Raw genomic sequence first — 22,883 nt, forward strand, 5'->3', positions numbered from 1 at the left:
CGCCCCCTGCTTTTCAGGGGCGCAGAGCCGTGGTCGTTTAGGCCCGCAGGGCCTGTGTCTTCCAGGGGCGCGGGGAACTGCGCGAGAAGCCCCCACCGGACCCGCACCCGACAACGCACCCCCGAAACCATGTTGCACGATACGTATCGTCTCGCATACCGTCGGGTTCATGACCTCCCACATCGCCATGTTCTCCATCGCCGCTCACGGTCACGTGAACCCGAGTCTCGAAGTGATTCGGGAGCTGGTGGCCAGGGGGCACCGGGTGACGTACGCGATTCCGCCGGCCTTCGCGGAGAAGGTGGCGGAGACCGGGGCCGAGCCCCGGATCTGGCGGTCGACGCTGCCCGGGCCCGACGCCGACCCCGAGGCGTGGGGGAGCACGCTGCTCGACAACGTGGAACCCTTCCTGGACGACGCGATCCAGGCCCTGCCGCAGCTCGTCGAGGCGTACGAGGGGGACGAGCCCGACCTCGTGCTGCACGACATCACCTCGTACCCGGCGGCCGTCCTCGCCCACCGCTGGGGCGTCAAGGCGATCTCGCTCTCCCCGAACCTGGTCGCCTGGACCGGCTACGAGGAAGAGGTCGCCGAACCCATGTGGGCCGAACCGAGGAAGACGGAGCGCGGCCGGGCGTACTACGCCCGCTTCGAGGCCTGGCTGAAGGAGAACGGGATCACCGAGCACCCCGACCCCTTCGTCGGCCGCCCCGAACGCTCCCTCGTCCTCATCCCGAAGGCGCTCCAACCGCACGCCGACCGGGTCGACCGGAGCCGCTACACCTTTGTCGGCGCCTGCCAGGGCGACCGCGCGGCACAGGGCGAGTGGACCCGGCCCGCCGGTGCGGAGAAGGTGCTGCTCGTCTCGCTCGGGTCCGCCTTCACCAAGCAGCCCGACTTCTACCGGGAGTGTGTGAAGGCCTTCGGTGACCTGCCGGGCTGGCACACGGTGCTCCAGGTCGGCCGGCACGTCGACCCGGCGGAGCTGGGCGAGATCCCGGCCCAGGTGGAGGTGCGGGACTGGGTGCCCCAGCTGGCGATCCTCCGGCAGGCGGACGCGTTCGTCACCCACGCGGGCGCCGGCGGCAGTCAGGAGGGCCTGGCCACCGCCACGCCCATGGTCGCCGTACCGCAGGCCGTCGACCAGTTCGGCAACGCCGACATGCTTCAGGCGCTCGGGGTGGCCCGGCATCTGCCCAAGGAGGAGGCGACGGCCGAGGCGCTGCGCGAGGCGGTCCTCGCCCTTGTCGGTGATCCCGAGGTGGCCCGCCGGCTCCAGGAGATCCAGCGGGAGACGGCGGCGGAGGGCGGCACCCGGCGGGCCGCCGACCTCATCGAGGCGGAGCTTCGTGCCCCGCTCCGAACACCCTGATAGCTGGGCAAGCCGGTTGGTTCCACGCCTACCGTGAAATCCCGGAACTTTTTAGGTCACAGTCGGATCACTCGGTAACGCTCAGGTAACGCCGGGTCCGCGCGGAACGCGCACTGACTCTGTTACCGGGTTCGACCGTTACCCCCTCCGAAAGGTTGTGTTCGACGCTTCTTGTGCCTCGTATGAACGACTTCCAAGCTGGGAGTGAATTCCATTCGAACGCCAGGAAGTTGACCCATGCGCCGAGACATACCCGACCTCGCGGAAGTGCGCCGCGTCACGCAGAAGAAGCGGGACGCCTGGTGGACCGTGCTGCTCGTGGACCCGGTCGCCACACCGCTCGTGCGGCTGACCGCGAAGTACACGAGGATCACGCCCAACCAGCTGACCTGGGGCGCCTTCCTGCTGGGTCTGGTCTCGGCCGGCTTCTTCGCGCTGGGCGACTGGCGCTGGCTGATCGCCGGCGCCGTCGTCTACCACCTGAGCTTCATCCTCGACTGCATGGACGGCAAGGTCGCCCGGCTCACCGGCCAGGGCTCGGTGTTCGGCGCCTGGCTCGACTTCGTCTTCGACCGCGTCCGGGTCGCCGCCTGCTCGGTGGCCCTGATGGCGGGGCAGTACCACCGCACCGGCGACACGCTCTACATCTGGCTTGCCGCCGCCGTCATCGGCTGCGACGCGCTGCGCTACATCAATTCCCTGGAGACCTTCAAGGTCCGCCACACCATGCGCAAGCAGATCAAGGCCCGGCTCCGCGAGGCCCGCCGCGCCGAGAACGAGCGGGAACTCGCCTTCATGGAGGACCTGCTGCGCGAGAACCCCGAGGCCGACATCGAGCAGGACCTGCGCACGGCCGCCGCCGAGGTCACCCAGGCCGCGCCGCAGGCCCAGGTCGTCGACCTGCACCAGGAGTTCCGCCGCCGCTTCCCGGCCTATCTGCGCGTCCGCTCCTTCCTGCTGCGCCACCGTGTCCGCCCGCATCTGATCAGCGGCATCGAGTTCCAGATGGGCGTCTTCATGATCGGCCCGATCATCGACTCGGTGCTGACGACGACCATCGTCTCCGGCGTCCTGCTCCTGGTCTTCGAACTGGCCATCGTCTACAAGCTGCTGCTCTCCACCCGCGACTTCACCCGCACCCTCGACTCCTTCGACCGCGGCGACATCCGGGAGGACGTGGCCAAGGCCGCCTGACGACCGGGCGGGACAGCGAGGTGGCCGGGGTGCGCGCACCCCGGCCACCCGCGTACGACGACGAGGCGTCAGGCCCGTACGGGCTCGCCCTCCCGGGTGGTCGGCACCGACCCCGGCCCCGGCTCCGCGGACTCGTCGTGGGTGAGGTCCGGCATCCGGTGCAGCCACTTCGGCAGATACCAGTTGCGCTCGCCGAGCAGGGCCATCACCGCCGGGAGCAGCACACCCCGGATGACCGTCGCGTCGATGAGGACGGCGGCCGCCAGGCCCACGCCCATCTGCTTCATCGACTGCATGGACAGCGTCCCGAAGATCGCGAAGACGGCGACCATGATGACGGCGGCGCTGGTCACCACCCCGGCGGTGGTGACCACCCCGTGCCGGATCGCCTCCTTCGTCGTACGGCCCCTCAGCCGCGCCTCACGGATCCGCGAGACCACGAAGACGTGGTAGTCCATCGACAGCCCGAAGAGGATCACGAAGAGGAACAGCGGCAGCCAGGTGATGATGGCGCCGACACCCTCCGCGCCCACCAGCGAGGCACCCCAGCCGTGCTGGAAGACCGCGACGAGGATGCCGTACGCGGCGCCCACCGACAGCAGGTTCAGCACGATCGACGTGACCGCGATCGTCAGCGAGCGGAACGACAGCAGCATCAGCACGAAGGCGAAGACCACGACGAAGGCGAAGACCGGGACGACGGCTCCGGTCAGCTGGTCGTTGAAGTCCTTGTTGCCCGCGACCTGCCCGGTGACCGGCGCCTCGACACCGTCGACCTCGCCGAGCGTCGCGGGCCGCACCTCGTCACGCAGCTTGTCCAGACTCGCGCCCGCCTTGTCCTGGTCGGAGCCGCCGACCAGCGGCACGTACACGAACGCCACGTTCTGCGCGTCGTGCACCTTGATCTCCACCGGGCCGCGCGAGGCGCCCGAGGCGACGGCCTCCTTCTTGAAGTCCGCCAGCGCCGCCCGCACCTCGGGGGCGTTGATGTCCTTCGCCTTCACCACGACCTCGGCCGGCTCGGAACCGCCCGGGAAGGCCTCGTTGACCCGGTTGTACGTCTGCACGATCGGCAGCGAGTCGCCGAACTCCTGGTCCAGCGTGAGGTTCTGCGTCTTCATCCCGACCGCGGGCGCGGCCACCGCGAGCAGCGCACCGGTCGCGACGACCAGCGACAGCCCCGGCTTGGCGAGGACGACCCGCAGCACGGCGTTCCAGAAACGGCTCTCCGAACCGCCGCCCTCCGAACCGCCGCCTCCCGCGCGGCCGTTCTTCCGCCGCTTGTCCGGGTGCAGGAACGGGATACGGCCCTTCTCGACCCGCTCGCCCAGCAGCGACAGCAGCGCCGGCAGCACCGTGACCGAACCGACCATCGCGACGGCGACCACCATCAGCGAGGCCAGCCCCATCGCCTCGAACTCGGCGAGCCCGGTGAACAGCATGCCCGCCATCGCCACGCACACCGTGACACCGGAGACGATGATCGCCCGGCCACTGGTCGCGGCGGCCACCCGCAGCGCGGTCTGCGCGTCCCGGCCCGCCGCACGCTCCTCGCGCTCCCGGCGCAGATAGAACAGGCAGTAGTCCACGCCGACGGCCAGACCCACCAGCAGCATCACGGAGTTGGCGGTGTCGCTCATCGGGATCACATGGCTGACGATGGCCATCATCCCCATCGTCGCCATGATCGCGGTGATCGCCAGCGCCACCGGCAGCAGCGCGGCGACGACCGCGCCGAACGCGATCAGCAGGATGCCGAGCGCCACCGGCACCGCCGAGTACTCGGCCTTCTGGAAGTCGTCCCCGAACGCGTCGTCGAACGTCTTCATCATCGAGGCGCCGCCGATCTCCTCGATCCGCAGCGTCCCGTGCTCCTTCTGCACCCCCTCGACGGCCTTCAGCACCGGCTCGATCCGCTCGCCCGCGGTGTCCGACGCGCCCCGCACGTCGAACTGCACCAGCGCGCTGCGCCCGTCCTGCGAGATCGTCCGTGTGTCGTACGGCGAGGTCACGTCCGTGACCTTCCCGGTGCCCTCGACGGCCTTCATCACATCGTCCACGGCGGCCCGGAACGCGGCGTCCGTGGCCTTGACGCCGTCGTCCTCGGCCTGGATCAGGACCGTCTCACCGGCGGGCTCCTCGATCCCCGCCTTCTCGACGATACGGGCGGCCGTGCTGGTCTCCCCCTTGAGCTGGTCGCTGTCCTTGACCTCGACCGAGCCCATCGCCGACCCGATCCCCATGGTCAGCGCCACGAACAGCAGCCAGATCCCGACGGCCGCCCAGCGGTGCCGGGCGCTCCAGCCACCCGCCCGGGCGGCGACCCCCCGCACCCGTACGTCTCCCTCAGCCATCGTCGGCCAGTCCCCTCGTCACCGGGTGACGGCCCCCTGCCGTCGCCCTTCGCTTCGAAGGTATGGGCTGGATAAGTGCGTCTCTTCGTGCTGACCGGTGAACCCCGGCGCCTACGACTCCTCCCCTCGGACCCCATCCCCTCCCCACCAAGGAGGACAGCGACCCCCTACACCTATCCCGGCCTCTCGGGGCCGCTCCTCAGGGTGGCCAGGTCGTCCCGCGCCTATCGTGACCCCATGACGACGACGTACGCGGCGCTCCTGCGCGGGATCAACGTGGGCGGCAACAAGAAGGTCCCCATGGCCGACCTCCGCACCCTCCTGACCGGCCTCGGCCACACCGGCGTGGCCACCTACCTCCAGAGCGGCAACGCGGTCTTCACCGTCGAGCACGACGAGACCTCCTCAGCCGCCGAGACCCCCCTCGCCGCCGAGACCTCCCTCGCCACCGGGATCACCACCGCCATCGAACACCGCTTCGGCTTCACCGTGGACGTCCTGGTCCGCGACCACGCCTATCTGGCGGCCGTCCGGGACGACTGCCCGTTCCCGGCGGCGGAGCTGGAGGGCAAGCAGCTGCACGTGACGTATCTGTCGGAGACCCCGGACGAGGCCCGCTTCGACGACATCGACCGACCGGCCTTCCTGCCGGAGGAGTTCAGGATCGGGGACCGTGCGGTGTACCTGTACGCCCCCGAGGGCCTCGGCCGCTCCAAGCTCGCCGAGACCCTGGCCAAGCCCCGCCTCCTCAAGGGCCTGATCGCCACGAGCCGTAACTGGAACACGGTGAGGAAGCTGGCGGAGCTGACCGGGTCCGGTTCCGGGGCCGGCTGACTGTCGCGTTTGTTCAAGAGGACCGCGCACGCCGTCCCTAGCGTGAGACGCATGAAGAGCGACGACACCACCACGCGCCATCCGCACCACCCGTACATGGCCGAATGCGCCACCGAGGCGGCCCGGATCGCCCGGGGCGTCACGGCGGACCGGCTGGCCCACTCCACCCACTGCGGCGACTGGGACGTCCGCGCCCTGGTCAACCACTGGGTCCTGTACACCTCGCACGGCCTGGAACACCGCGCCCTGCGCAAGCCCCTCCCCGACGAACTGACGAAGCGGGACTTCACCGCCGATCCCGACTGGGCCGAGGCCTACGCCGCCCAGCTGGACCGCGCGGTCACCGCCTGGGCCGACCCGTCGCTGTGGGAGGGCGAGATCGACCTCGGCATGGGCCCGCTGCCCGCCGTCGACCTCGCCGGCATGATCATCAAGGAGACGGCCGTCCACGGCTGGGACGTCGCGACCGCCACCGGGCAGCCCTTCCATGTATCCGACGACGCGGCCCGCTTCGTCCTCACCGTCGTGGAGACCCACGGCGACCTCTACCGCCAGTACGACGGCTTCGCGGACCCCGTCCCGGTACCGGCAGACGCACCGGTGTTCGACAGGGCGCTGGCGTCGAGCGGCCGGGACCCGAAACTCGCGGTCGCCCGGAACCGGCCCTAGGCTCCGCTCAGGCGCTCGCGCCGACCCGGGTCCGCGACAGTGTCTCCACGGACGCCTCGTCGTAGCGGCGCAGCAGCAGCCGGGCCACCTCCGGTGCCGGGCCCAGGACGTCGGCCAGGACATCCGCCCCGGCGGCTCCCCGCGCGATACGGTCCGGGAGCCGGCCGGGCGCGAGGACGTACGGCGCCACGGCCACCCGTTCGCAGCCGAGGGCCCGCAGCTCCCGTACGGCGTCCTCGGTGCGGGGGAGTGAAGCGGAGGCGAACGCGGGTCGCACGGCGCACCAACCGGTGTGCCACCACTCCCGCGCGATATCGGCGATCACCGCGATCGCCTCCGGGTCACAGGACCCCGCCGAGGCCAGCACGACCCCGGTCGAGGACTTGTCGGCGGGGCTCAACCCTGCCTCGTACAGACGGCGTTCGAGGGCCGAGCGCAGCAGGGGCGAGGGGCCCAGCACCTCCGCCTGGCGGATGCGCAGGCTCGGCGGGGCCTCCCGCAGGACCGCCGGGATGTCGGCCTTGGCGTGGAAGGCGCGGGTGAGGAGGAGGGGGAGGGCGACGACGTCCCGGACGCCCTCCGCCGCCAGCGACTCCAGCACCGCCGGGACGGAGGGGACGTTGAAGTCCAGGAAGCCGGTCTCCACGCGCAGCCCGGGGCGCAGCGTCCGCACCCGCCGGACGAGGGCGTGCACGGTCGCGGCGTGCCGCGGATCGCGGCTGCCGTGGGCGACGACGAGGAGGACCGGCTTCCCGGACACGGGGAACACGGGGATCAGCTCTTCACCAGCAGCCCGCGGCTGCGCAGGACCCACCGCTCCAGCGGGCTGAAGATCAGCAGGTCGATGGCGATACCGACGATCAGGATGAGGAAGATCGCGAGGAACACCTGCGGCATGCTGCTGTTGGTGCGGCCCGCCTCCAGCATCTGGCCGAGGCCGGAGCCGATGTCGGGTGCCTTGGCGATGATCTCCGCGGCCATCAGCGAGCGCCAGGAGAACGCCCAGCCCTGCTTCAGACCGGCGACATAGCCGGGCAGCGCGGCCGGCATCACGATGTGCCAGGTGCCCTTCAGCCCGGTGGCGCCCAGGGTGCGGCCCGCCCGCAGGAACAGCGGCGGCACCTGGTCGATACCGGACACCAGACCGTTGGCGATGGACGGGACCGCGCCGAGCAGGATCACCGTGTACATCACCGACGGCTCCAGGCCCAGCCAGACCACCGCGGCCGGCACCCACGCCACCGACGGCAGCGACTGCAGACCGGAGAGGATCGGGCCGATCGCCGCCCGGACGACCCGGACCCGGGCCACCAGCAGACCCAGCGGGGTGCCGATCGCCAGAGCGGCCAGGAAGCCGAGCAGACCGCGGGAGACGCTGGTCCAGATGGACTCCAGCAGCGTGCCCTGCAGCCAGGCCTGCCGGACCTCGTCCCACACCGCCGAGGGCGCGGGCAGCTTGTAGGCGGGCGCGACCTCCGCGAGGACGAGCAGCTGCCAGACCGCCAGCACCAGCGCGACCGCGGTGATCGGGGGCAGCACCTTCTGGACGAGGACCTGGCGCAGCGGCGGACGCCCGGTCTGTACCGAGTCCAGCGCGTCGAGGCCCGCCTCCAGACCGGCGAGGTCGTCGGCGTCCTTGACGTCCTTGCCGGGACCGGCGTCGCTCGTGGTCTCAGTGCTGGCCATGGCGGCGGATCTCCTTGCGCAGTTCTTCGGTGATCTCGACGGACAGCTCCGCCACGGCGGTGTCCTCGATACGGCGCGGCTGCGGAATGCCCACGGTCCACTCGCGGGCCACCCGGCCGGGGCGCGAGGACAGCAGGACGACACGCTCGGCGAGCCGTACCGCCTCGCGGACGTTGTGCGTCACGAACAGCACGGAGACCTGTGTCTCGCTCCAGATCCGGGTCAGCTCGTCGTGGAGCACGTCCCGGGTGATGGCGTCGAGCGCGGCGAACGGCTCGTCCATCAGCAGCAGTTTGCTCTCCTGCGCCAGGGCGCGGGCCAGGGCGACCCGCTGGCGCATACCGCCGGACAGCTCGTGCACCCGCTTGCCGTAGGCGCCCTGGAGCCGGACCAGACCGAGCAGTTCCTCGGTCCGCTCGCGGCGGTCGTTCTTCGGAACTCCCCTGAGCTTCAGGGCGAGTTCGATGTTCTTGCCCGCGGTCAGCCACGGGAAGAGGGCGTGCTCCTGGAACATCAGGGCCGGACGCCCGTCGGTCGTGATCCGGCCGGCCGTCGGGTCGTCGAGACCCGCGACCAGATTGAGCAGCGTCGACTTGCCGCAGCCCGAGGCTCCCAGGAGGGTGACGAACTCGCCCGGAGCGACATCGAGCGTGATGTCGTCCAGGACGAGCTGCTGCCCGGCGGGCCCGGCGAAGGACTTCGATACGTGCTCGATACGGGCGGCGTGCTCGACGGCCCGGACGCCGTCGGCGGCCTTGGCGAGTGCGGTGGCCATGGTCGTCACCTCCTGGGAACTCAGCGGACTGCGCGGTGGGCGGTTACTTGACGCCGAGACCGGCGTCGTCGACCTCGTCGTCGCCCTCGGCCTTGAGGACCTTGTTGAGCAGCGACAGGTCGTAGATGCCGTCGAGCTTCGGGTCCTCCAGCAGACCGGCCTTGACCGCGTGGTCCGCCTCGGTCTGCAGGGTGGAGGCCAGCGGGTCGTTGATGAACTGGATGGACTTCCACGCCGGGTCGAGCACCTCGGCCGGCAGCTCCTTGCCGGAGTCGGCCTTGAGCTGGGCGTTGGCCGCGGCCTTCGCCCCGTCCGGGTCGGAGCCGATGTACGCGTTGGTCTTGACCGAGCCGCGCAGCACGGCCTCGACGACGTCCGGGTGCTCCTTCAGGAACTCCTGGCGCACGATGATGTTCGTGATCACGAACTTCTTGTCCGGCCACAGGTCGGCCTCGTCCAGCAGCACCTTCGCGCCCTCGGCGACCAGCTTGGACGCGGTCGGCTCCGGCACCCAGGCGCCGTCGATGGCACCGGACTTGTAGGCGTCCGGGGCGACGGAGTTCTCCGTGCGGACCACGGACACATCGCCCTTGCCGGTGTTCGCGTCGACCTTCCAGCCCTGCTCCGCGATCCAGTTGAGGAACGCCACGTCCTGGGTGTTGCCGAGCTGAGGGGTGGCGATCTTCTTGCCCTTGACGTCCTTCAGGGACTTGATCTTGTCCGGGTTGACGACGAGCTTCACACCGCCGGAGGCCGAGCCGCCGATGATGCGCAGGTTGGCGCCGTCCGCCTTGGTGTAGCCGTTGATCGCCGGGGAGGGGCCGATCCAGCCGATGTCGATGGAGCCGCCGTTGAGGGCCTCGATCTCGGAGGGGCCGGCGTTGAAGGTCGTGTACTTCGCCTTAGTACCGCCCAGCTCCTTCTGGAAGAAGCCCTTCTGGATGCCGACCAGGGCGGTGGCGTGGGTGAGGTTGCCGAAGTAGCCGATGTTGACGGTGTCGACACCGTCGATCTTCTTGGCCCCGGCGGCGACCTTGTCGGTCTTGGCCTCGGTCGACTGGGAACCGTAACCGCAGGCGGCGAGGGTGAGGAGAGGCAGCGCGGCGACGGCGGCGAAGGTGCGCCGGAAAGCGGCGGAGCGGCGAAGTGCAGGCACGGGAGGTGTTCCTCTCGGAGGCCCGGCGGTCACGGTCTCTCAGGTCGTGGCCGGGAGGTCGGGTTTTCGTCTACGGCGGTGGGGGGTGAGGGCGCGCAAGCGGTGCGCGTACGTCATCGCACACATCGCGCGACCCCGCCCTGCCCGCTGCCGAGGGCGCCGCTGCCGACCCGGCCGCCCTCCTTCGCGAACGTCGCGTAGTGGTCCACAAGGTTCATGTCAGAAGTCCCACCCGTCGTCCTCGGCCTCGTCCTTGACGGGCTCGGGGGAGGCGAACGACTCGCCGACCATGCCGGCGGTCAGTGTGGTGCCGTCGGAGGGGTCGATCAGGATGAAGGAGCCGGTGCGCCGGGAGTCGGCGTAGGAGTCGACGGGCAGCGCCTCCGCCGTACGGACCTTCACCCGGCCGATGTCGTTGGCGACGAGCTGTCCCGGGTGCGGGTGCAGGGAGAGGTCGTCGAGGGTCAGCCGGGACGGGATGTCCTTGACGATCGCCTTGACCGTGCGGGTGCCGTGCTTGAGCAGCACCCGGTGGCCCACCGTCAGCGGCTGGTCGGCCACATGGCAGACGGTCGCCTCGATGTCCTGCGTCGTCGCGGGCGCGTCCTTGCTGGGGACGAGGAGATCGCCGCGCGAGATGTCGATGTCGTCCTCCAGCAGGAGGGTGACCGACTGCGGGGTGTGGGCCGAGTCGACCGGCTCGCCGAGGAGGTCGATACCCGTGACCTTCGTGGCACGGCCGGAGGGCAGGACCGTCACCGCGTCGCCGACCCGGAACGTACCGGCCGCGATCTGGCCCGCGTACCCCCGGTAGTCCGGGTGCTCGGCGGTCTGCGGACGGATCACGTACTGCACGGGCAGCCGGGCGTGGCAGTGCGCCAGGTCGTGGCTGACCGGGACCGACTCCAGGTGCTCCAGGAAGGTCGGGCCGCCGTACCAGTCCATGTTGGCGGAGGGCTCCACCACGTTGTCGCCGGCGAGCGCCGAGATCGGGATGGAGGTGATCTCCGGGACGCCCAGCTCGGACGCGTACGCCGTGAACTCCTCGGCGATCGCGGCGAAGACCCGCTCCTCGTAGGCGACGAGGTCCATCTTGTTGACGGCCAGCACCACATGCGGGACGCGCAGCAGCGCGGCGATCGCGGCGTGCCGGCGGGTCTGCTCGACGACCCCGTTGCGGGCGTCGACCAGGATCACCGTCAGCTCGGCGGTGGAGGCGCCGGTGACCATGTTGCGGGTGTACTGCACATGGCCGGGGGTGTCGGCGAGGATGAACCGGCGCTTGGCGGTGGCGAAGTAGCGGTAGGCCACGTCGATGGTGATGCCCTGCTCGCGCTCGGCCCGCAGGCCGTCGGTGAGCAGTGCGAGGTCGGGCCCCTCCTGGCCACGGCTCGCCGAGGCGCGCTCCACGGCCTCCAGCTGGTCGGTGAGGACCGACTTGGAGTCGTGCAGCAGCCGCCCGACGAGGGTGGACTTGCCGTCGTCGACCGAACCGGCGGTGGCGAACCGCAGCAGGGTCGTCTCGGTGAGTTCCGTGGTCGTGGTCATGCCTAGAAGTACCCCTCGCGCTTACGGTCTTCCATCGCGGCCTCGGACATCTTGTCGTCGGCGCGGGTCGCGCCCCGCTCGGTGAGCCGGGAGGCGGCGATCTCGGTGATCACGGCGTCCAGCGTGGTCGCGTCGGAGTCGACGGCACCCGTGCAGGACATGTCGCCCACGGTGCGGTAGCGCACGAGGCGCTTCTCCACGTTCTCGCCGTCCTTGGGGCCGCCCCACTCACCGGCGGTCAGCCACATCCCGGCCCGCTGGAACACCTCACGCTCGTGCGCGAAGTAGATCTCCGGCAGTTCGATGCCCTCGCGGGCGATGTACTGCCACACGTCCAGCTCGGTCCAGTTGGAGAGCGGGAACACGCGGACGTGCTCACCGGGAGCGTGCCGGCCGTTGTACAGGTTCCACAGTTCCGGGCGCTGGCGCCGCGGGTCCCACTGGGAGAACTCGTCGCGGAGCGAGAACACCCGCTCCTTGGCGCGCGCCTTCTCCTCGTCGCGGCGCCCGCCGCCGAAGACGGCGTCGAACTTCTCCGCCTGGATCTTCTCGGTCAGCGGCACGGTCTGCAGCGGGTTGCGGGTGCCGTCGGGACGCTCCTTCAGCACCCCCCGGTCGATGTAGTCCTGGACGGAGGCGACATGCAGCCGCAGGTTGTGCCGGGCGACCGTGCGGTCGCGGTACTCCAGGACCTCGGGGAAGTTGTGCCCGGTGTCCACGTGCAGGAGGGTGAAGGGGATCGTCGCCGGGGCGAAGGCCTTCAGCGCCAGGTGGAGCATGACGATGGAGTCCTTGCCGCCGGAGAACAGGATCACCGGCCGCTCGAACTCCCCCGCCACCTCACGGAAGATGTGGACGGCCTCGGACTCCAGGGCGTCCAGATGGGACAGGGTGTACGGGGTGGCGGTCTCGCCGGAGACGGCCGCGACGGTCGTCGTCATGCCAGACCCCTCTCGATGAGCAGCTTGTGGACCAGTGCCGCGGACTCCTGGACCGTCTGGTCCTGCGACTCGATGCGCAGATCCGGGGTCTCGGGCGCCTCGTAGGGGTCGTCGACCCCGGTCAGGCCGGAGATCTCACCGGCCGCCTGCTTGGCGTACAGGCCCTTCACATCACGTACGGAGCAGACCTCGACCGGCGTGGCCACATGCACCTCGACATACGCGGCGCCGCTCGCCGAGTGACGCCCCCGGACCGCCTCGCGGCTGTCGGCGTAGGGCGCGATGACCGGGACGAGCGCCTTGACGCCGTTACGGGCGAGGAGGTCGGCGAGGAAGCCGATGCGCTGCACGTTGGTGTGCCGGTCGGCGCGGCTGAAGCCCAGGTCCGCGGTGAGGAACTCGCGGATCTCGTCGCCGTCGAGGACCTCCACGAGGTGGCCGTCCTCGCGCAGCCGGCCCGCGAGTTCGTAGGCGATGGTGGTCTTGCCGGCACTCGGCAGACCCGTGAGCCAGACGGTGGCTCCGGTGGCTCCGGTCGTCACGTGGTTCTCCTGGTTCTTCACAGGAACGGGGGCGTCGTTCTTCGCGGTCACAGGTGCAACCCGCACTCGGTCTTGGCGTTCCCGGCCCAGCGGCCGGCCCGCGCGTCCTCGCCCGGGGCGACCCGGCGGGTGCAGGGGGCGCAGCCCACGGAGGCGTAGCCGTCCATCAGCAGGGGGTTGGTGAGCACACCGTGCTCGGCGACGTAGGCGTCCACGTCGTCCTGCGTCCAGCGCGCTATCGGGGAGACCTTGATCTTGCCGCGCTTGTCGTCCCAGCCGACGACCGGGGTGTTCGCCCGGGTCGGGGACTCGTCGCGGCGCAGGCCCGTCGCCCAGGCGTCGAACCTGGTCAGGCCCTCCTCCAGCGGCTTGACCTTGCGCAGGAAGCAGCAGAGGTCGGGGTCGCGGTCGTGCAGCTTCGGCCCGTACTCGGCGTCCTGCTCGGCGACCGTCTGCCGCGGGGTGATCGTGAGGACGTTGACGTCCATCACGGCCTCGACGGCGTCCCGGGTGCCGATGGTCTCCGGGAAGTGGTAGCCGGTGTCGAGGAAGACGACGTCCACACCGGGCCTGGCCCGGGAGGCGAGGTGCGCGACGACCGCGTCCTCCATGGAGGAGGTCACGCAGAAGCGCTTGCCGAAGGTGTCCACGGCCCACTGAAGGATCTCCAGCGCCGAGGCGTCCTCCAGATCACGGCCGGCCTGCTCGGCGAGCGCCTTCAGTTCGGCGCGCTTCGCCGCGTCCGGTCCGTCCGCGTCCGTCGAGGAACCGGACGCGGCCGTGGACGAGGATGTATCGGAGTCCGAGTCCGTCTGAACGGCAGTCATATGTGATCCCCTCCGCTGTCGGCTCGCTCAAGCCCTCGGGACAACAACCCGAGGAACTTCAACTGGAAGGCTCGATTGCAGGCTCCGCATTCCCACGCGCCGTGTCCCGTCTCGTTGGGGCGCAGGTCCTCGTCACCGCAGTAGGGGCAGTAGAAAGGGGCGGCTCGTTCGCTCATGACAGGGCCTCCTCGGAGGCACGCGTCACCCAGGCGGCGAAGCGCTCGCCGTCCTCGCGCTCGTCCTGGAAGCGCTTGAGCACGCGCTCGACGTAGTCGGGGAGTTCCTCGGAGGTGACCTTGAGACCGCGGACCTTGCGGCCGAAACCGGCCTCCAGTCCGAGCGCGCCGCCCAGGTGCACCTGGTAGCCCTCGACCTGCTCGCCCTGGTCGTTGAGCATGAGCTGGCCCTTGAGACCGATGTCCGCCACCTGGATACGCGCGCAGGCGTTCGGGCAGCCGTTGATGTTGATGGTGAGCGGCTCGTCGAACTCCGGGATGCGGCGCTCCAGTTCGTCGATCAGCTGGGAGCCGCGGGCCTTCGTCTCGACGATGGCGAGCTTGCAGTACTCGATGCCGGTGCAGGCCATGGTGCCGCGCCGGAACGGCGACGGGTTGACCGTGAGGTCCAGCGCCTCCAGGCCCGAGACGAGTGAGTCGACCTGCTCCTCGGTCACGTCGAGCACGATCATCTTCTGCTCGACGGTGGTCCGGACCCGGCCGGAGCCGTGCGCCTCGGCGAGGTCGGCGATCTTCGTCAGGGTGGTGCCGTCGACCCGGCCGACACGCGGGGCGAACCCGACGTAGTACCGGCCGTCGTTCTGCTGGTGGACACCCACGTGGTCGCGCCAGCGGGCCACCGGCTGGTCGGGGGCCGGTCCGTCGATCAGCTTCCGCTTGAGGTACTCGTCCTCCAGGACCTGGCGGAACTTCTCCGTGCCCCAGTCGGCGAGCAGGAACTTCAGCCGGGCGCGGGTGCGCAGCCGACGGTAGCCGTAGTCACGGAAGATCGAGATGACGCCCTCGTAGACGTCCGCGACCTCGTCCAGCGGCACCCAGGCGCCGAGCCGCTGCCCGATCTTGGGGTTGGTGGAGAGACCGCCGCCGACCCAGAGGTCGAAGCCGGGGCCGTGCTCGGGGTGGCGGACACCGACGAAGGCGATGTCGTTGATCTCGTGCGCCACGTCCAGCAGCGGCGAGCCGGAGATCGCGGACTTGAACTTGCGGGGGAGGTTCGAGAAGTCCGGGTTGCCGATGATCCGGCGGCCGATCTCCTCCATCGCGGGCGTGCCGTCGATGATCTCGTCGGCGGCGATCCCCGCGACCGGCGAGCCGATGATCACACGCGGGGTGTCACCGCAGGCCTCGGTGGTGGACAGGCCGACGGCCTCCAGCCGCTCCCAGATCTCGGGGACGTCCTCGACGCGGATCCAGTGGTACTGGACGTTCTGCCGGTCGGTGATGTCGGCCGTGCCGCGCGCGAACTCCTGCGAGATCTCGCCGATCACCCGCAGCTGCTGGGTGGTGAGGCGACCGCCGTCGATGCGGACCCGCAGCATGAAGTACTTGTCGTCCAGCTCCTCCGGCTCCAGGATCGCGGTCTTGCCGCCGTCGATCCCGGGCTTGCGCTGGGTGTACAGCCCCCACCAGCGCATCCGGCCGCGCAGGTCGTTGGGGTCGATCGAGTCGAAGCCACGCTTGGAGTAGATCGTCTCAATGCGTGTCCGCACATTGAGACCGTCGTCGTCCTTCTTGAACTGCTCGTTGCCGTTCAGCGGGGTGAAGTGTCCCGCGGCCCACTGACCCTCGCCACGGTGACGGCTCACCTTGCGGCGGGGCGTGGCGGGGTTCTGCGGGGTGGCGGCCATGGGTGTATGTCCTTCGGGAAAGGCGGGGAGGCGGCTCTGACCTGCGCTTGCGCGCGCATGCGGGCACACGCGGGCAGCGTGTGCGGCGCCTGCGCGTCGTTGCGCGGGCTGAAACAGAGGAGGGTGCGGCGCTAGTGCCCGGGGTCGTCCAACCCCTCGCGGCAGGGGCGTCAGCTCACCGGACAGATGGCGCTGGACATGCGGCCGAGGTCGACGTGGCGTCGACTCACCAAGGCAATTCCAGTTCCAGACATGACGGAAGCGTGTCACGGCTCTTTAGACCGAGTCCACCGTCATCCACATTCCGGACAGGGATGTCTCGCATGCCGAGACGATGTGATGTGGGTCATGGTGTGGGAACGGTCGCGCCGGGCCAGGGCCCCGGCGCCGGGGCGTCGGCCTCCTCCGTCACCTTGGTGTCGAAGAGCTTGAAGCCCCGCCGCTGGTAGTTCGCCATGGCGTGCTCGCCGTCCCGGGTGCAGGTGTGCAGCCAGACCCGCTTGGTCGGCGGCAGCTCCGGCCACCGCCCGGCGAGGTCCCAGGCCCGTGCCGTCCCGTACGACAGCAGATGTCCGCCGACGCGCCGCCCGCGGAACGCCGGGATCAGCCCGAAGTACACGATCTCCACGACCCCGTCGTCCTGCGGCTCCAGCTCCACATATCCGGCCGGGGTCCCCCGGTCGTAGGCCACCCAGGTCTCCACACCCGGCCGGCCCAGGTGCTCCTGCCACCGCTCGTACGGCCACGACAGCCGGTCGATCCAGCGGATGTCGCCGCCGACGGAGGCGTACAGGAAGCGGCTGAACTCGGGGGAGGGGACCTCGGCGCGCACGATACGGACGTCGTCGCCCTCGGGCGCGGCGGCGGGAAGCAGATCGCTGGGCGAGGTCTGCTCCAGGGACCAGGTGGTGACGGGGCTGCTGCTCATGGGCCCAGGGAATCACGGTCCCCGGCCCGCCTCCAAGGGCGGGCCGGGCAGCCTCGCGGCCGGACCCGCCTAGTTCAGCGAGCTGTCGACGTCGGACAGCTTCACCGCGTACAGCACGCGCTCCGGGATGGGGTCGGTCAGGGTCCACAGCTCGCCGGTCTCCGGTGAGTAGGAGAGGGAGGAGCTGTGCCGGCCCCAGCAGTCGTACGACTCCAGGGCCGTGCCCGAGGACTCGCCGGACTCGCCGTCCGTGCACTTGGCGGCGTCGGCGCCTTCCCCGTCCTGCCGCCAGAGGGTGCCGTGCCCCTCGCGCTTCTCGGCGTCCTGCTCGACGTACCAGCCCTCTCGGTGGGCGAGGACGCCCCGGACCCCGGAGGCCTTGGTCCTGTACGCCTCGGTGGCCACGGCGGCGCTCCGGCGCCCGGTGGTGGTGAGCAGCCCGGTGCGGTCGGCGGTGATGTCGAGGGCGTAGCGCCAGACCCGGGCAGGCTCCTCGCGGCCCGGCCGGAGCCGCTCGCTCGCGACGACCGTGGGAGGCGTCGACGTCCGGTCCAGGGAGAGCGAGCCGAGACAGGGCACCCCGTCGTCGTCCCGGGTGTTGCAGCCGCCGCCCGCCGCCGGGCTGTACGCGGCGACCGCGGGCAGCGCGTACCGGTAGCGGTGGGCCGACCAGCCGTCGCCGGCCCGGCCGATCGCGTCGCTGTCGGTCACATCGGCCCGGAGGAAGCGGGCCAGGTCGAACACGTATACGGAGTCGTCCTGCTGGCCGCGGCTCTGCGGGCCCCGCGCGGTGACGATCAGCTTGTCCTCGTACCAGGCCATGCCGCCCAGCCGGGACCGCAATCCCTCGAAGCCCCGGGCGTCGGCGGTCGGGACGACCAGCAGGACCCAGCGGTAGCGGAGGTCCGCCGGGTCGCGGGCGTCGACGAACGCGACCCGGGCGAGCCCGGCGTCGTCCGCGCCGCTGCCGCTGCCGCTGCTGTCGTCGCTGTTGTCGAGAGGTTTCCTCTCGACCCCGCTGTGGGTCCAGCCGGCCGCGACGACCTGGTTGTCCCGGGAGGTGGTGACCGAGCGGGGGATCCACCGGTCGTTGACCGCGTCGCCCGGCTCCCAGCAGTACGCCCTTGAGGCCACCGGCTCCACGGGCAGGTTCTCCCGCTCGGAGTCGAAGCAGTCGCCCTCGCCCCGCATCGCGTGGTTCGCGCTGCCCAGCACCTCGTCGACACCGACCGGGCCGCCCGTCGCGTCGGCCAGGGCACCCAGCGCGGTGCGGTCGGTCAGGGTCTCCCGGAGCTGGAGCGGGCGCAGCTCACCGGCCGAGGTGAGCTGGGTGAGCGCGCCCGGTGTCCGGCCGCCCGCCGCCTGGGAGGTGCTGATCAGGGTGGCCGCCGCCGTGAGGGCCAGCGCGGTTCCCGCCAGGGACGCGCGCAGCGCACGTCCCCTTCTGCGTCGACGATGTCTGCCGCGGTGCTTCATAGAACCAACCTCCGGGGTGGCATCGGCCAACTGCCAACCGTGAACAAGATCTTGACGGCGAGGCAGGTGGGGCGGCCTGGCTGCGATGCTACGGCAGTGGGACACGTGTCACGCCGAGGTCCCGGGAAATACAGGGAGATCCCTCACCCGGAGGCCATGATCCGTTCACCGGGAAGGGGGCGCCCGGACGCGTCCGAGGGGTGACGGATGTTTGACAGGGGCTCAAGGGTTCGGCTCGGCTCTCGCGTGCCCCGGTGACCGCTCCGCCCAGGACGGGCCGCCCGGCGCCACGCCCCGGGTCCGCACCACCCCCGGTGCCACCGAGTGCGGCAGCAGGTCCAACGGCGTCTCGGGCAGCAGGACTTCGACGTCGGCCCGCTCGGTGAAGCGGTACGGGCGGTGGTCGAGGAAGGCGCCGAGATAGCGGCGTACGCGGGACATCTCGGCGCGGACGGTGACGGTCCGGGCGGGATCGCCGAACATGTCGTCGGCGAGCGCGGACGCGCTGCGGCCGGCGCGGTGGAGGGCCAGCAGGTACAGCAGTTCGGCGTGGCGGGGCGTCAGTTCATGGGTCCACGAGCCCGCGCAGCCGGCCACGGTGACCGTCCACCGGCGCGGGTGGGAGACGTCGAGGGTGATGTGCGTGGCGGTCGGGGCGGGTACGGGCTCCGCGGTGGGGCGTATCAGCCAGCCCGCGGGCAGCGGTTCGATACTGCACAGGCCGAGCGCGGGCAGCCAGCAGCGGCCGGGGGAGAGGGACTTGGGCAGGGCGACCCGGCTGGTGTACGGCATGCCGGTGACCGCGGCCGTCCAGCCGTCCCGGTCGACGGCGACCGCGCGGCCGCCGAGCCGGGCCAGCACCGGGGCCGCCACCGCCCGCAGTTCCTCCAGCGAGGCGAGATGCAGTTCCCGCAGCCGGGCCTGGGCGAGCTTGGCGACGGAGTCGACCAGGGCGAGGGTGGAGGGGTGCAGGGTCTCCAGGGGGCCGCTGATGTCGACCGCGCCGAGCAGCCGGCCGTCGCGCGGGTCGGTGACGGGGGCGCCCGTGCACGTCCAGGGGTGCAGGGCCCGCACGAAGTGCTCGGCGGAGAACACCTGGACGGCACGGCGGGAGACGAGGGGGGTGCCGACGCCGTTGGTGCCGACGGTCTCCTCGCGCCAGTCCGCGCCGATCCCGAGACCGTGCCCGTCGGCCTTGCGGAGCACCGCCGTACTGCCCTCCCGCCACAGCACCCGGGCGTCGGCGTCCGCGACCATCATGATGTGCTGCGTGGTGTCCGCGAGGGAGAGCAGTCCCTCGCGCAGCACCGGCAGGACATGGCGCAGCCGCGAGGTCCGGCGGCGGCGCTCCACCTCGTCACGGCCGAGGAGGTCGGACCGGAAGTCGTGGTCGGGGTCGACACCGCTGTGCGCCATACGGCCCCAGGACTCCCGGATCGCCGGGCGCGGGGCGGGTTTCGAGGGCCGGCCGTCGAGGGTGGAGGCGCGGACCTCGCCGAGGACCCGGGCCGCTCGGGCGGCGTCCGTGGCGGTGAGCCGCGAGACTTCCATCGGCGACTGCGGCACTCGTTCCTCCCCGGCGGTCCGGTCCGCCCCGGCCCCTGGTGGCCGTGGAAGTCCGGATCTGCGCGACGGCGTTGACTGCGGGTTTCATAGTCTGCCGCTCTTCGGCCACGGAGGGACACACTCCGGCCACAGAGCGCAGATGAGTTGCAACCCCCTGCAACCCTGGCGTACCGCCCCATGCTCCTTGAAACTTGTTCAACGTCGCCCGCTGCGGCGTACGCGCTCCGCTCGAAGGGGCCGGAGAGCGGGGGTGGTGCCGTGTCGGCGCAGCACCACCCCCGCGTCGTACCGGCCCGGGTCGCACCACTCGAAAGAGGACGCCCGCGGACGCGGGAGGTGTCCCGGGGGGCGCGGGTTCAAGCCACCGGACGCGCCCGTTCCGCGATCGACGCCAGATCCAGGGTGTGCGGCAGGGTGCCGAAGGCCGAGCCCCGGTCGCCGCCCAGCCGGGAGGCGCAGAACGCGTCGGCGACCGCGGGGGGCGCGTACCGCACGAGGAGCGCTCCCTGGAGGACGAGGGCGAGCCGCTCCGCGAGCCGGCGTGCGCGGGCCTCGATGCCGTCCAGATCGGCCAGTTCGGTCAGCAGGTCCTTGATTGCGCCGTCGAGCCGGTGATCGGCGCCGCGCGCCCGGCCCACCTCCCGCAAGTAGGCGTCCAGGGCCCCCGGTTCGCGTCGCAGGGCCCGCAGCACATCGAGCGCCTGGACGTTTCCGGCGCCCTCCCAGATGGAGTTGAGCGGTGACTCGCGCAGCAGACGGGGCATGCCGGACTCCTCGACATAGCCGTTGCCGCCGAGGCACTCGGAGGCCTCGACCACGAGCGGGGCGCAGCGCTTGGTGATCCAGTACTTGGCGATCGGCACCGCGAGCCGCAGAAACGAGCGTTCGTTCTCGTAAGCCGCCCGGCCGGCCGTGCCCGCCTCGCCGGCCGTGCCCGCCCCACCCGCCTCGCCCGCGTCCACGCTGTCGTAGGCCGCCGCCACCCGCATCGCCAGCGTCGTCGCCGCCTCCGACTCCAGCGCGAGATCGGCCAGGACATTGCGCATCAGCGGCTTGTCGATCAGCGGCCCGCCGAACGCCTCCCGGTACGCGCAGTGATGCACCGCCTGCGCCACCGCCTGCCGCATCAGCGAGGCCGCGCCCAGCGCGCAGTCCAGCCGGGTGGCCGCCACCATCCCGATGATCGTGCGCACCCCGGCGCCCTCGTCCCCGACCCGGCGCGCCCACGTCCCGTCGAACTCGACCTCGGCGGAGGCGTTCGACCGGTTGCCCAGCTTCTCCTTCAGCCGCTGGATGCGGAACACGTTCCGCGCCCCGTCCGGCAGCACCCGGGGGACGAGGAAGCACGTCAGCCCGCCCGACGCCCGTGCCAGCACCAGGAATCCGTCCGACATCGGCGCCGAGCAGAACCACTTGTGGCCCGTCAGCTCGTACGTCCCGTCCTCCGCCAGCCGTCGCGCGGCGGTGGTGTTGGCGCGGACGTCGCTGCCGCCCTGCTTCTCGGTCATGCCCATCCCGAAGAGGACCCCGGCCTTGCGGTCGGCGGGCCGCATGTCCCAGTCGTAGAGCGGCGACGTCAGCCGGGGCTCCCACTCGGCGGCCAGCGCCGGGTCCGTGCGCAGCGCGGGCACCGCCGCGTGGGTCATGGACAGCGGGCAGCCGTTGCCGGCCTCGACCTGGGTCCAGACGACGAAGGCCGCCGCCCGCCGCACATGCCCGCCGGGCCGCGTCCAGGCCGCCGTCAGCCCGGCCGACACGCCCTTGCCGAGCAGCCGGTGCCAGGAAGGATGGAACTCGACCTCGTCCACCCGGTTCCCGTACCGGTCGTACGCCCGCAGCTTCGGCGGGTTCTCGTTGGCCAGCCGCCCCCACTCCTGCACCTGCGCGGAGCCCGCCGTACGCCCGAACCCCGCCAGGTCGTCCCGCGCCTCGGCCAGGATCTCCGGCGCCAGATGCCGCTCGACCGCCTCGGTCAGCACCTGGTCGGCGGTGAACACGTCGTAGTCCACCAGAGGCGGGGGCTGATTGGTCACTTCATGGGTGCTGGCTGCCATGCAGGGAACCTACCCGCCGGTCGCGCCCCGGCGCCGGACCCCGCTGAACCGGGCTGATCCGGCGCCGGACCACGCTCCGCCTCAGACGGGCGCCGCCAGCTCTCCCGTCCCCACCTCGCCCGTGCCGAACTCCTCCTCCGGATCGAGGACGGCCTCCCCGTACTGCTCCAGCGGCCAGCCCGGCCGGTAGACGGTGTCGAGGTAGCGCTCCCCGAGGTCCGGGGAGATCGCCACCGCCGTGGTGTCGGGCGTGCCGTTGCGGGCCAGCCATTCGCCCGCGCCGCTGACGACCGTGCCGGTGGAGCCCCCGAAGAGGAAGCCGCGCCGGGCCATGCGGTGACAGGCCCGTACGGTGTCGATCTCCTCCACCCGGACGACGTCGTCGACATAGGACGCGTCGAGGAGCGCCGGGGTCACGCTGGTGCCGAGCCCCGGGATCATCCGGCGGCCCGGCGCCCCGCCGAACGCCACCGAGCCGACACTGTCCACGGCGACGATCCGCACCCGGCGCCGCCGCTCCCAGAACCACTGGGCGCACCCCATCAGCGTCCCGGAGGTGCCGACGCCCACGAACAGCACGTCGAGGCGCGGGAACTGCCGGGCGACGGCGGGCGCGGTGGTGCGGTAGTGCGCCTGCCAGTTCGCCTCGTTGGTGTACTGGTCGAGCCACACGTACGCCGGGTCGGTGGCGCACAGCGCGCGGACGTACGAGATCCGCGCCCCCAGAAAGCCGCCGTGCGGGTCCGGCTCGGAGATGACGTGCACCCGGCTGCCCAGCGCCTCGATCACGCGCCGGGTCTGCGGATTGCACCGGGAATCGGTCACACACAGGAACCGATAGCCCCGGCTCGCCGCGATCATGCTCAGCGCGACGCCCAGATTGCCGGACGACGACTCGACAAGTGTCGCGCCCGGCCGCAGACGCCCCTCCCGTTCGGCGGCCCGCACCATCTCGGACGCGGCCTTGAGCTTGATCGAGCCGGCGAAGTTGAACCCCTCGCACTTCAGGAAGAGCCTGTGTCCGACGACCTGACGCAGATCGACGTACAGCTCCTCCTCGTTGAAGTCCGTGGGAACGGATATGACTGGCACCGCTG

General features: G+C 71.1%; 20 protein-coding genes and 1 pseudogene. 4 read left to right on the plus strand and 17 right to left on the minus strand.

Translation table 11 applies throughout. From position 1 onward, the window contains the following. The first annotated feature begins 129 nt into the window (after positions 1-129). Positions 130-1,372: pseudogene (locus J8M51_RS24055) on the plus strand (glycosyltransferase). Positions 1,373-1,609: 237 nt separating this feature from the next. After that, the gene (locus tag J8M51_RS24060; RefSeq protein ID WP_086763207.1) at positions 1,610-2,566 is read left to right on the plus strand and encodes a CDP-alcohol phosphatidyltransferase family protein; all 957 of its coding nucleotides are present in this window, start codon (positions 1,610-1,612) and stop codon (positions 2,564-2,566) included. Between the two features lie 68 nt (positions 2,567-2,634). On the opposite strand, the gene J8M51_RS24065 is transcribed toward J8M51_RS24060, so the two are convergent. Further along, positions 2,635-4,920: an MMPL family transporter gene (locus J8M51_RS24065; protein ID WP_086763209.1), complete on the minus strand. Its 2,286-nt coding sequence runs from the start codon at positions 4,918-4,920 to the stop codon at positions 2,635-2,637. 237 nt (positions 4,921-5,157) lie between these two features. On the opposite strand from J8M51_RS24065, the gene J8M51_RS24070 reads away from it, so the two are divergent. Then, positions 5,158-5,754 (plus strand): DUF1697 domain-containing protein, encoded by a 597-nt coding sequence (locus J8M51_RS24070; RefSeq protein WP_086751448.1) that lies wholly within the window; start codon positions 5,158-5,160, stop codon positions 5,752-5,754. A 51-nt stretch (positions 5,755-5,805) separates the two neighbouring features. Next, on the plus strand, positions 5,806-6,423 hold the full coding sequence (locus J8M51_RS24075; RefSeq protein WP_086751450.1) for a TIGR03086 family metal-binding protein: 618 nt from the start codon (positions 5,806-5,808) through the stop codon (positions 6,421-6,423). 7 nt (positions 6,424-6,430) lie between these two features. On the opposite strand, the gene J8M51_RS24080 is transcribed toward J8M51_RS24075, so the two are convergent. From J8M51_RS24080 to sbnA, 16 genes are all read right to left on the minus strand, one after another. Continuing rightward, positions 6,431-7,183, minus strand: coding sequence for a sirohydrochlorin chelatase (locus J8M51_RS24080; protein WP_086751487.1), 753 nt, complete (start codon positions 7,181-7,183; stop codon positions 6,431-6,433). A gap of 14 nt (positions 7,184-7,197) precedes the next feature. Next, positions 7,198-8,109, minus strand: coding sequence for an ABC transporter permease (locus J8M51_RS24085; RefSeq protein WP_086751452.1), 912 nt, complete (start codon positions 8,107-8,109; stop codon positions 7,198-7,200). Further along, a complete protein-coding gene (locus tag J8M51_RS24090) occupies positions 8,096-8,884 on the minus strand; it encodes an ABC transporter ATP-binding protein (protein WP_086751454.1) in 789 nt (262 codons plus the stop codon). Before J8M51_RS24090 ends, J8M51_RS24085 begins: the two co-directional genes overlap by 14 nt. 43 nt (positions 8,885-8,927) lie before the next feature. Next, the gene (locus J8M51_RS24095) at positions 8,928-10,040 is read right to left on the minus strand and encodes an aliphatic sulfonate ABC transporter substrate-binding protein (RefSeq protein WP_086751456.1); all 1,113 of its coding nucleotides are present in this window, start codon (positions 10,038-10,040) and stop codon (positions 8,928-8,930) included. A 219-nt stretch (positions 10,041-10,259) separates the two neighbouring features. Then, complete coding sequence (locus J8M51_RS24100) at positions 10,260-11,588, minus strand: sulfate adenylyltransferase subunit 1 (protein WP_086751461.1); 1,329 nt, start codon at positions 11,586-11,588, stop codon at positions 10,260-10,262. 2 nt (positions 11,589-11,590) lie between these two features. Next, positions 11,591-12,529 (minus strand): sulfate adenylyltransferase subunit CysD, encoded by a 939-nt coding sequence (gene cysD, locus J8M51_RS24105; protein ID WP_086751463.1) that lies wholly within the window; start codon positions 12,527-12,529, stop codon positions 11,591-11,593. After that, positions 12,526-13,092: an adenylyl-sulfate kinase gene (gene cysC, locus J8M51_RS24110; RefSeq protein ID WP_086751489.1), complete on the minus strand. Its 567-nt coding sequence runs from the start codon at positions 13,090-13,092 to the stop codon at positions 12,526-12,528. Before cysC ends, cysD begins: the two co-directional genes overlap by 4 nt. Positions 13,093-13,118: 26 nt before the next feature. After that, entirely contained in the window at positions 13,119-13,898 is a 780-nt protein-coding gene (locus J8M51_RS24115) for a phosphoadenylyl-sulfate reductase (RefSeq protein WP_256963996.1), read from the minus strand. Further along, a complete protein-coding gene (locus tag J8M51_RS24120) occupies positions 13,895-14,074 on the minus strand; it encodes a hypothetical protein (RefSeq protein ID WP_086751464.1) in 180 nt (59 codons plus the stop codon). Before J8M51_RS24120 ends, J8M51_RS24115 begins: the two co-directional genes overlap by 4 nt. Further along, positions 14,071-15,762 carry a nitrite/sulfite reductase gene (locus tag J8M51_RS24125; RefSeq protein WP_086751466.1) on the minus strand — a complete coding sequence of 564 codons (1,692 nt, stop codon included), beginning with the start codon at positions 15,760-15,762 and terminating at the stop codon, positions 14,071-14,073. The genes J8M51_RS24120 and J8M51_RS24125 overlap by 4 nt, the downstream gene beginning before the upstream one ends. 170 nt (positions 15,763-15,932) lie before the next feature. Then, on the minus strand, positions 15,933-16,016 hold the full coding sequence (locus tag J8M51_RS46140) for a putative leader peptide (protein ID WP_309474722.1): 84 nt from the start codon (positions 16,014-16,016) through the stop codon (positions 15,933-15,935). Positions 16,017-16,108: 92 nt separating this feature from the next. Continuing rightward, positions 16,109-16,690, minus strand: coding sequence for a GNAT family N-acetyltransferase (locus J8M51_RS24130; protein WP_086751468.1), 582 nt, complete (start codon positions 16,688-16,690; stop codon positions 16,109-16,111). A gap of 69 nt (positions 16,691-16,759) precedes the next feature. Beyond that, positions 16,760-18,166, minus strand: coding sequence for a hypothetical protein (locus J8M51_RS24135; protein WP_086751470.1), 1,407 nt, complete (start codon positions 18,164-18,166; stop codon positions 16,760-16,762). 222 nt (positions 18,167-18,388) lie between these two features. Next, complete coding sequence (locus J8M51_RS24140; RefSeq protein WP_216869892.1) at positions 18,389-19,717, minus strand: helix-turn-helix domain-containing protein; 1,329 nt, start codon at positions 19,715-19,717, stop codon at positions 18,389-18,391. A gap of 371 nt (positions 19,718-20,088) precedes the next feature. Continuing rightward, positions 20,089-21,786, minus strand: coding sequence for an acyl-CoA dehydrogenase family protein (locus J8M51_RS24145; protein WP_086751474.1), 1,698 nt, complete (start codon positions 21,784-21,786; stop codon positions 20,089-20,091). Between the two features lie 81 nt (positions 21,787-21,867). After that, entirely contained in the window at positions 21,868-22,878 is a 1,011-nt protein-coding gene (gene sbnA / locus J8M51_RS24150) for a 2,3-diaminopropionate biosynthesis protein SbnA (RefSeq protein ID WP_086751476.1), read from the minus strand. Between the last annotated feature and the right edge of the window lie 5 nt (positions 22,879-22,883).

The organism is Streptomyces griseiscabiei, assembly GCF_020010925.1.
Classification (GTDB): Bacteria; Actinomycetota; Actinomycetes; order Streptomycetales; family Streptomycetaceae; genus Streptomyces; species Streptomyces griseiscabiei.

What these genes read in the sequence shown, in the direction of transcription:
- cysD (WP_086751463.1), bottom strand. Translation starts at nt 12,529, where the DNA reads ATGACGACGACCGTCGCGGCCGTCTCCGGCGAGACCGCCACCCCGTAC.
- J8M51_RS24130 (WP_086751468.1), bottom strand. Translation starts at nt 16,690, where the DNA reads ATGAGCAGCAGCCCCGTCACCACCTGGTCCCTGGAGCAGACCTCGCCC.
- J8M51_RS24115 (WP_256963996.1), bottom strand. Translation starts at nt 13,898, where the DNA reads ATGACTGCCGTTCAGACGGACTCGGACTCCGATACATCCTCGTCCACG.
- J8M51_RS24070 (WP_086751448.1), top strand. Translation starts at nt 5,158, where the DNA reads ATGACGACGACGTACGCGGCGCTCCTGCGCGGGATCAACGTGGGCGGC.
- J8M51_RS24145 (WP_086751474.1), bottom strand. Translation starts at nt 21,786, where the DNA reads ATGGCAGCCAGCACCCATGAAGTGACCAATCAGCCCCCGCCTCTGGTG.
- J8M51_RS24065 (WP_086763209.1), bottom strand. Translation starts at nt 4,920, where the DNA reads ATGGCTGAGGGAGACGTACGGGTGCGGGGGGTCGCCGCCCGGGCGGGT.
- J8M51_RS24125 (WP_086751466.1), bottom strand. Translation starts at nt 15,762, where the DNA reads ATGGCCGCCACCCCGCAGAACCCCGCCACGCCCCGCCGCAAGGTGAGC.
- J8M51_RS24060 (WP_086763207.1), top strand. Translation starts at nt 1,610, where the DNA reads ATGCGCCGAGACATACCCGACCTCGCGGAAGTGCGCCGCGTCACGCAG.
- J8M51_RS46140 (WP_309474722.1), bottom strand. Translation starts at nt 16,016, where the DNA reads ATGTCTGGAACTGGAATTGCCTTGGTGAGTCGACGCCACGTCGACCTC.
- J8M51_RS24075 (WP_086751450.1), top strand. Translation starts at nt 5,806, where the DNA reads ATGAAGAGCGACGACACCACCACGCGCCATCCGCACCACCCGTACATG.
- J8M51_RS24135 (WP_086751470.1), bottom strand. Translation starts at nt 18,166, where the DNA reads ATGAAGCACCGCGGCAGACATCGTCGACGCAGAAGGGGACGTGCGCTG.
- J8M51_RS24100 (WP_086751461.1), bottom strand. Translation starts at nt 11,588, where the DNA reads ATGACCACGACCACGGAACTCACCGAGACGACCCTGCTGCGGTTCGCC.
- J8M51_RS24085 (WP_086751452.1), bottom strand. Translation starts at nt 8,109, where the DNA reads ATGGCCAGCACTGAGACCACGAGCGACGCCGGTCCCGGCAAGGACGTC.
- J8M51_RS24090 (WP_086751454.1), bottom strand. Translation starts at nt 8,884, where the DNA reads ATGGCCACCGCACTCGCCAAGGCCGCCGACGGCGTCCGGGCCGTCGAG.
- J8M51_RS24120 (WP_086751464.1), bottom strand. Translation starts at nt 14,074, where the DNA reads ATGAGCGAACGAGCCGCCCCTTTCTACTGCCCCTACTGCGGTGACGAG.
- J8M51_RS24140 (WP_216869892.1), bottom strand. Translation starts at nt 19,717, where the DNA reads ATGGAAGTCTCGCGGCTCACCGCCACGGACGCCGCCCGAGCGGCCCGG.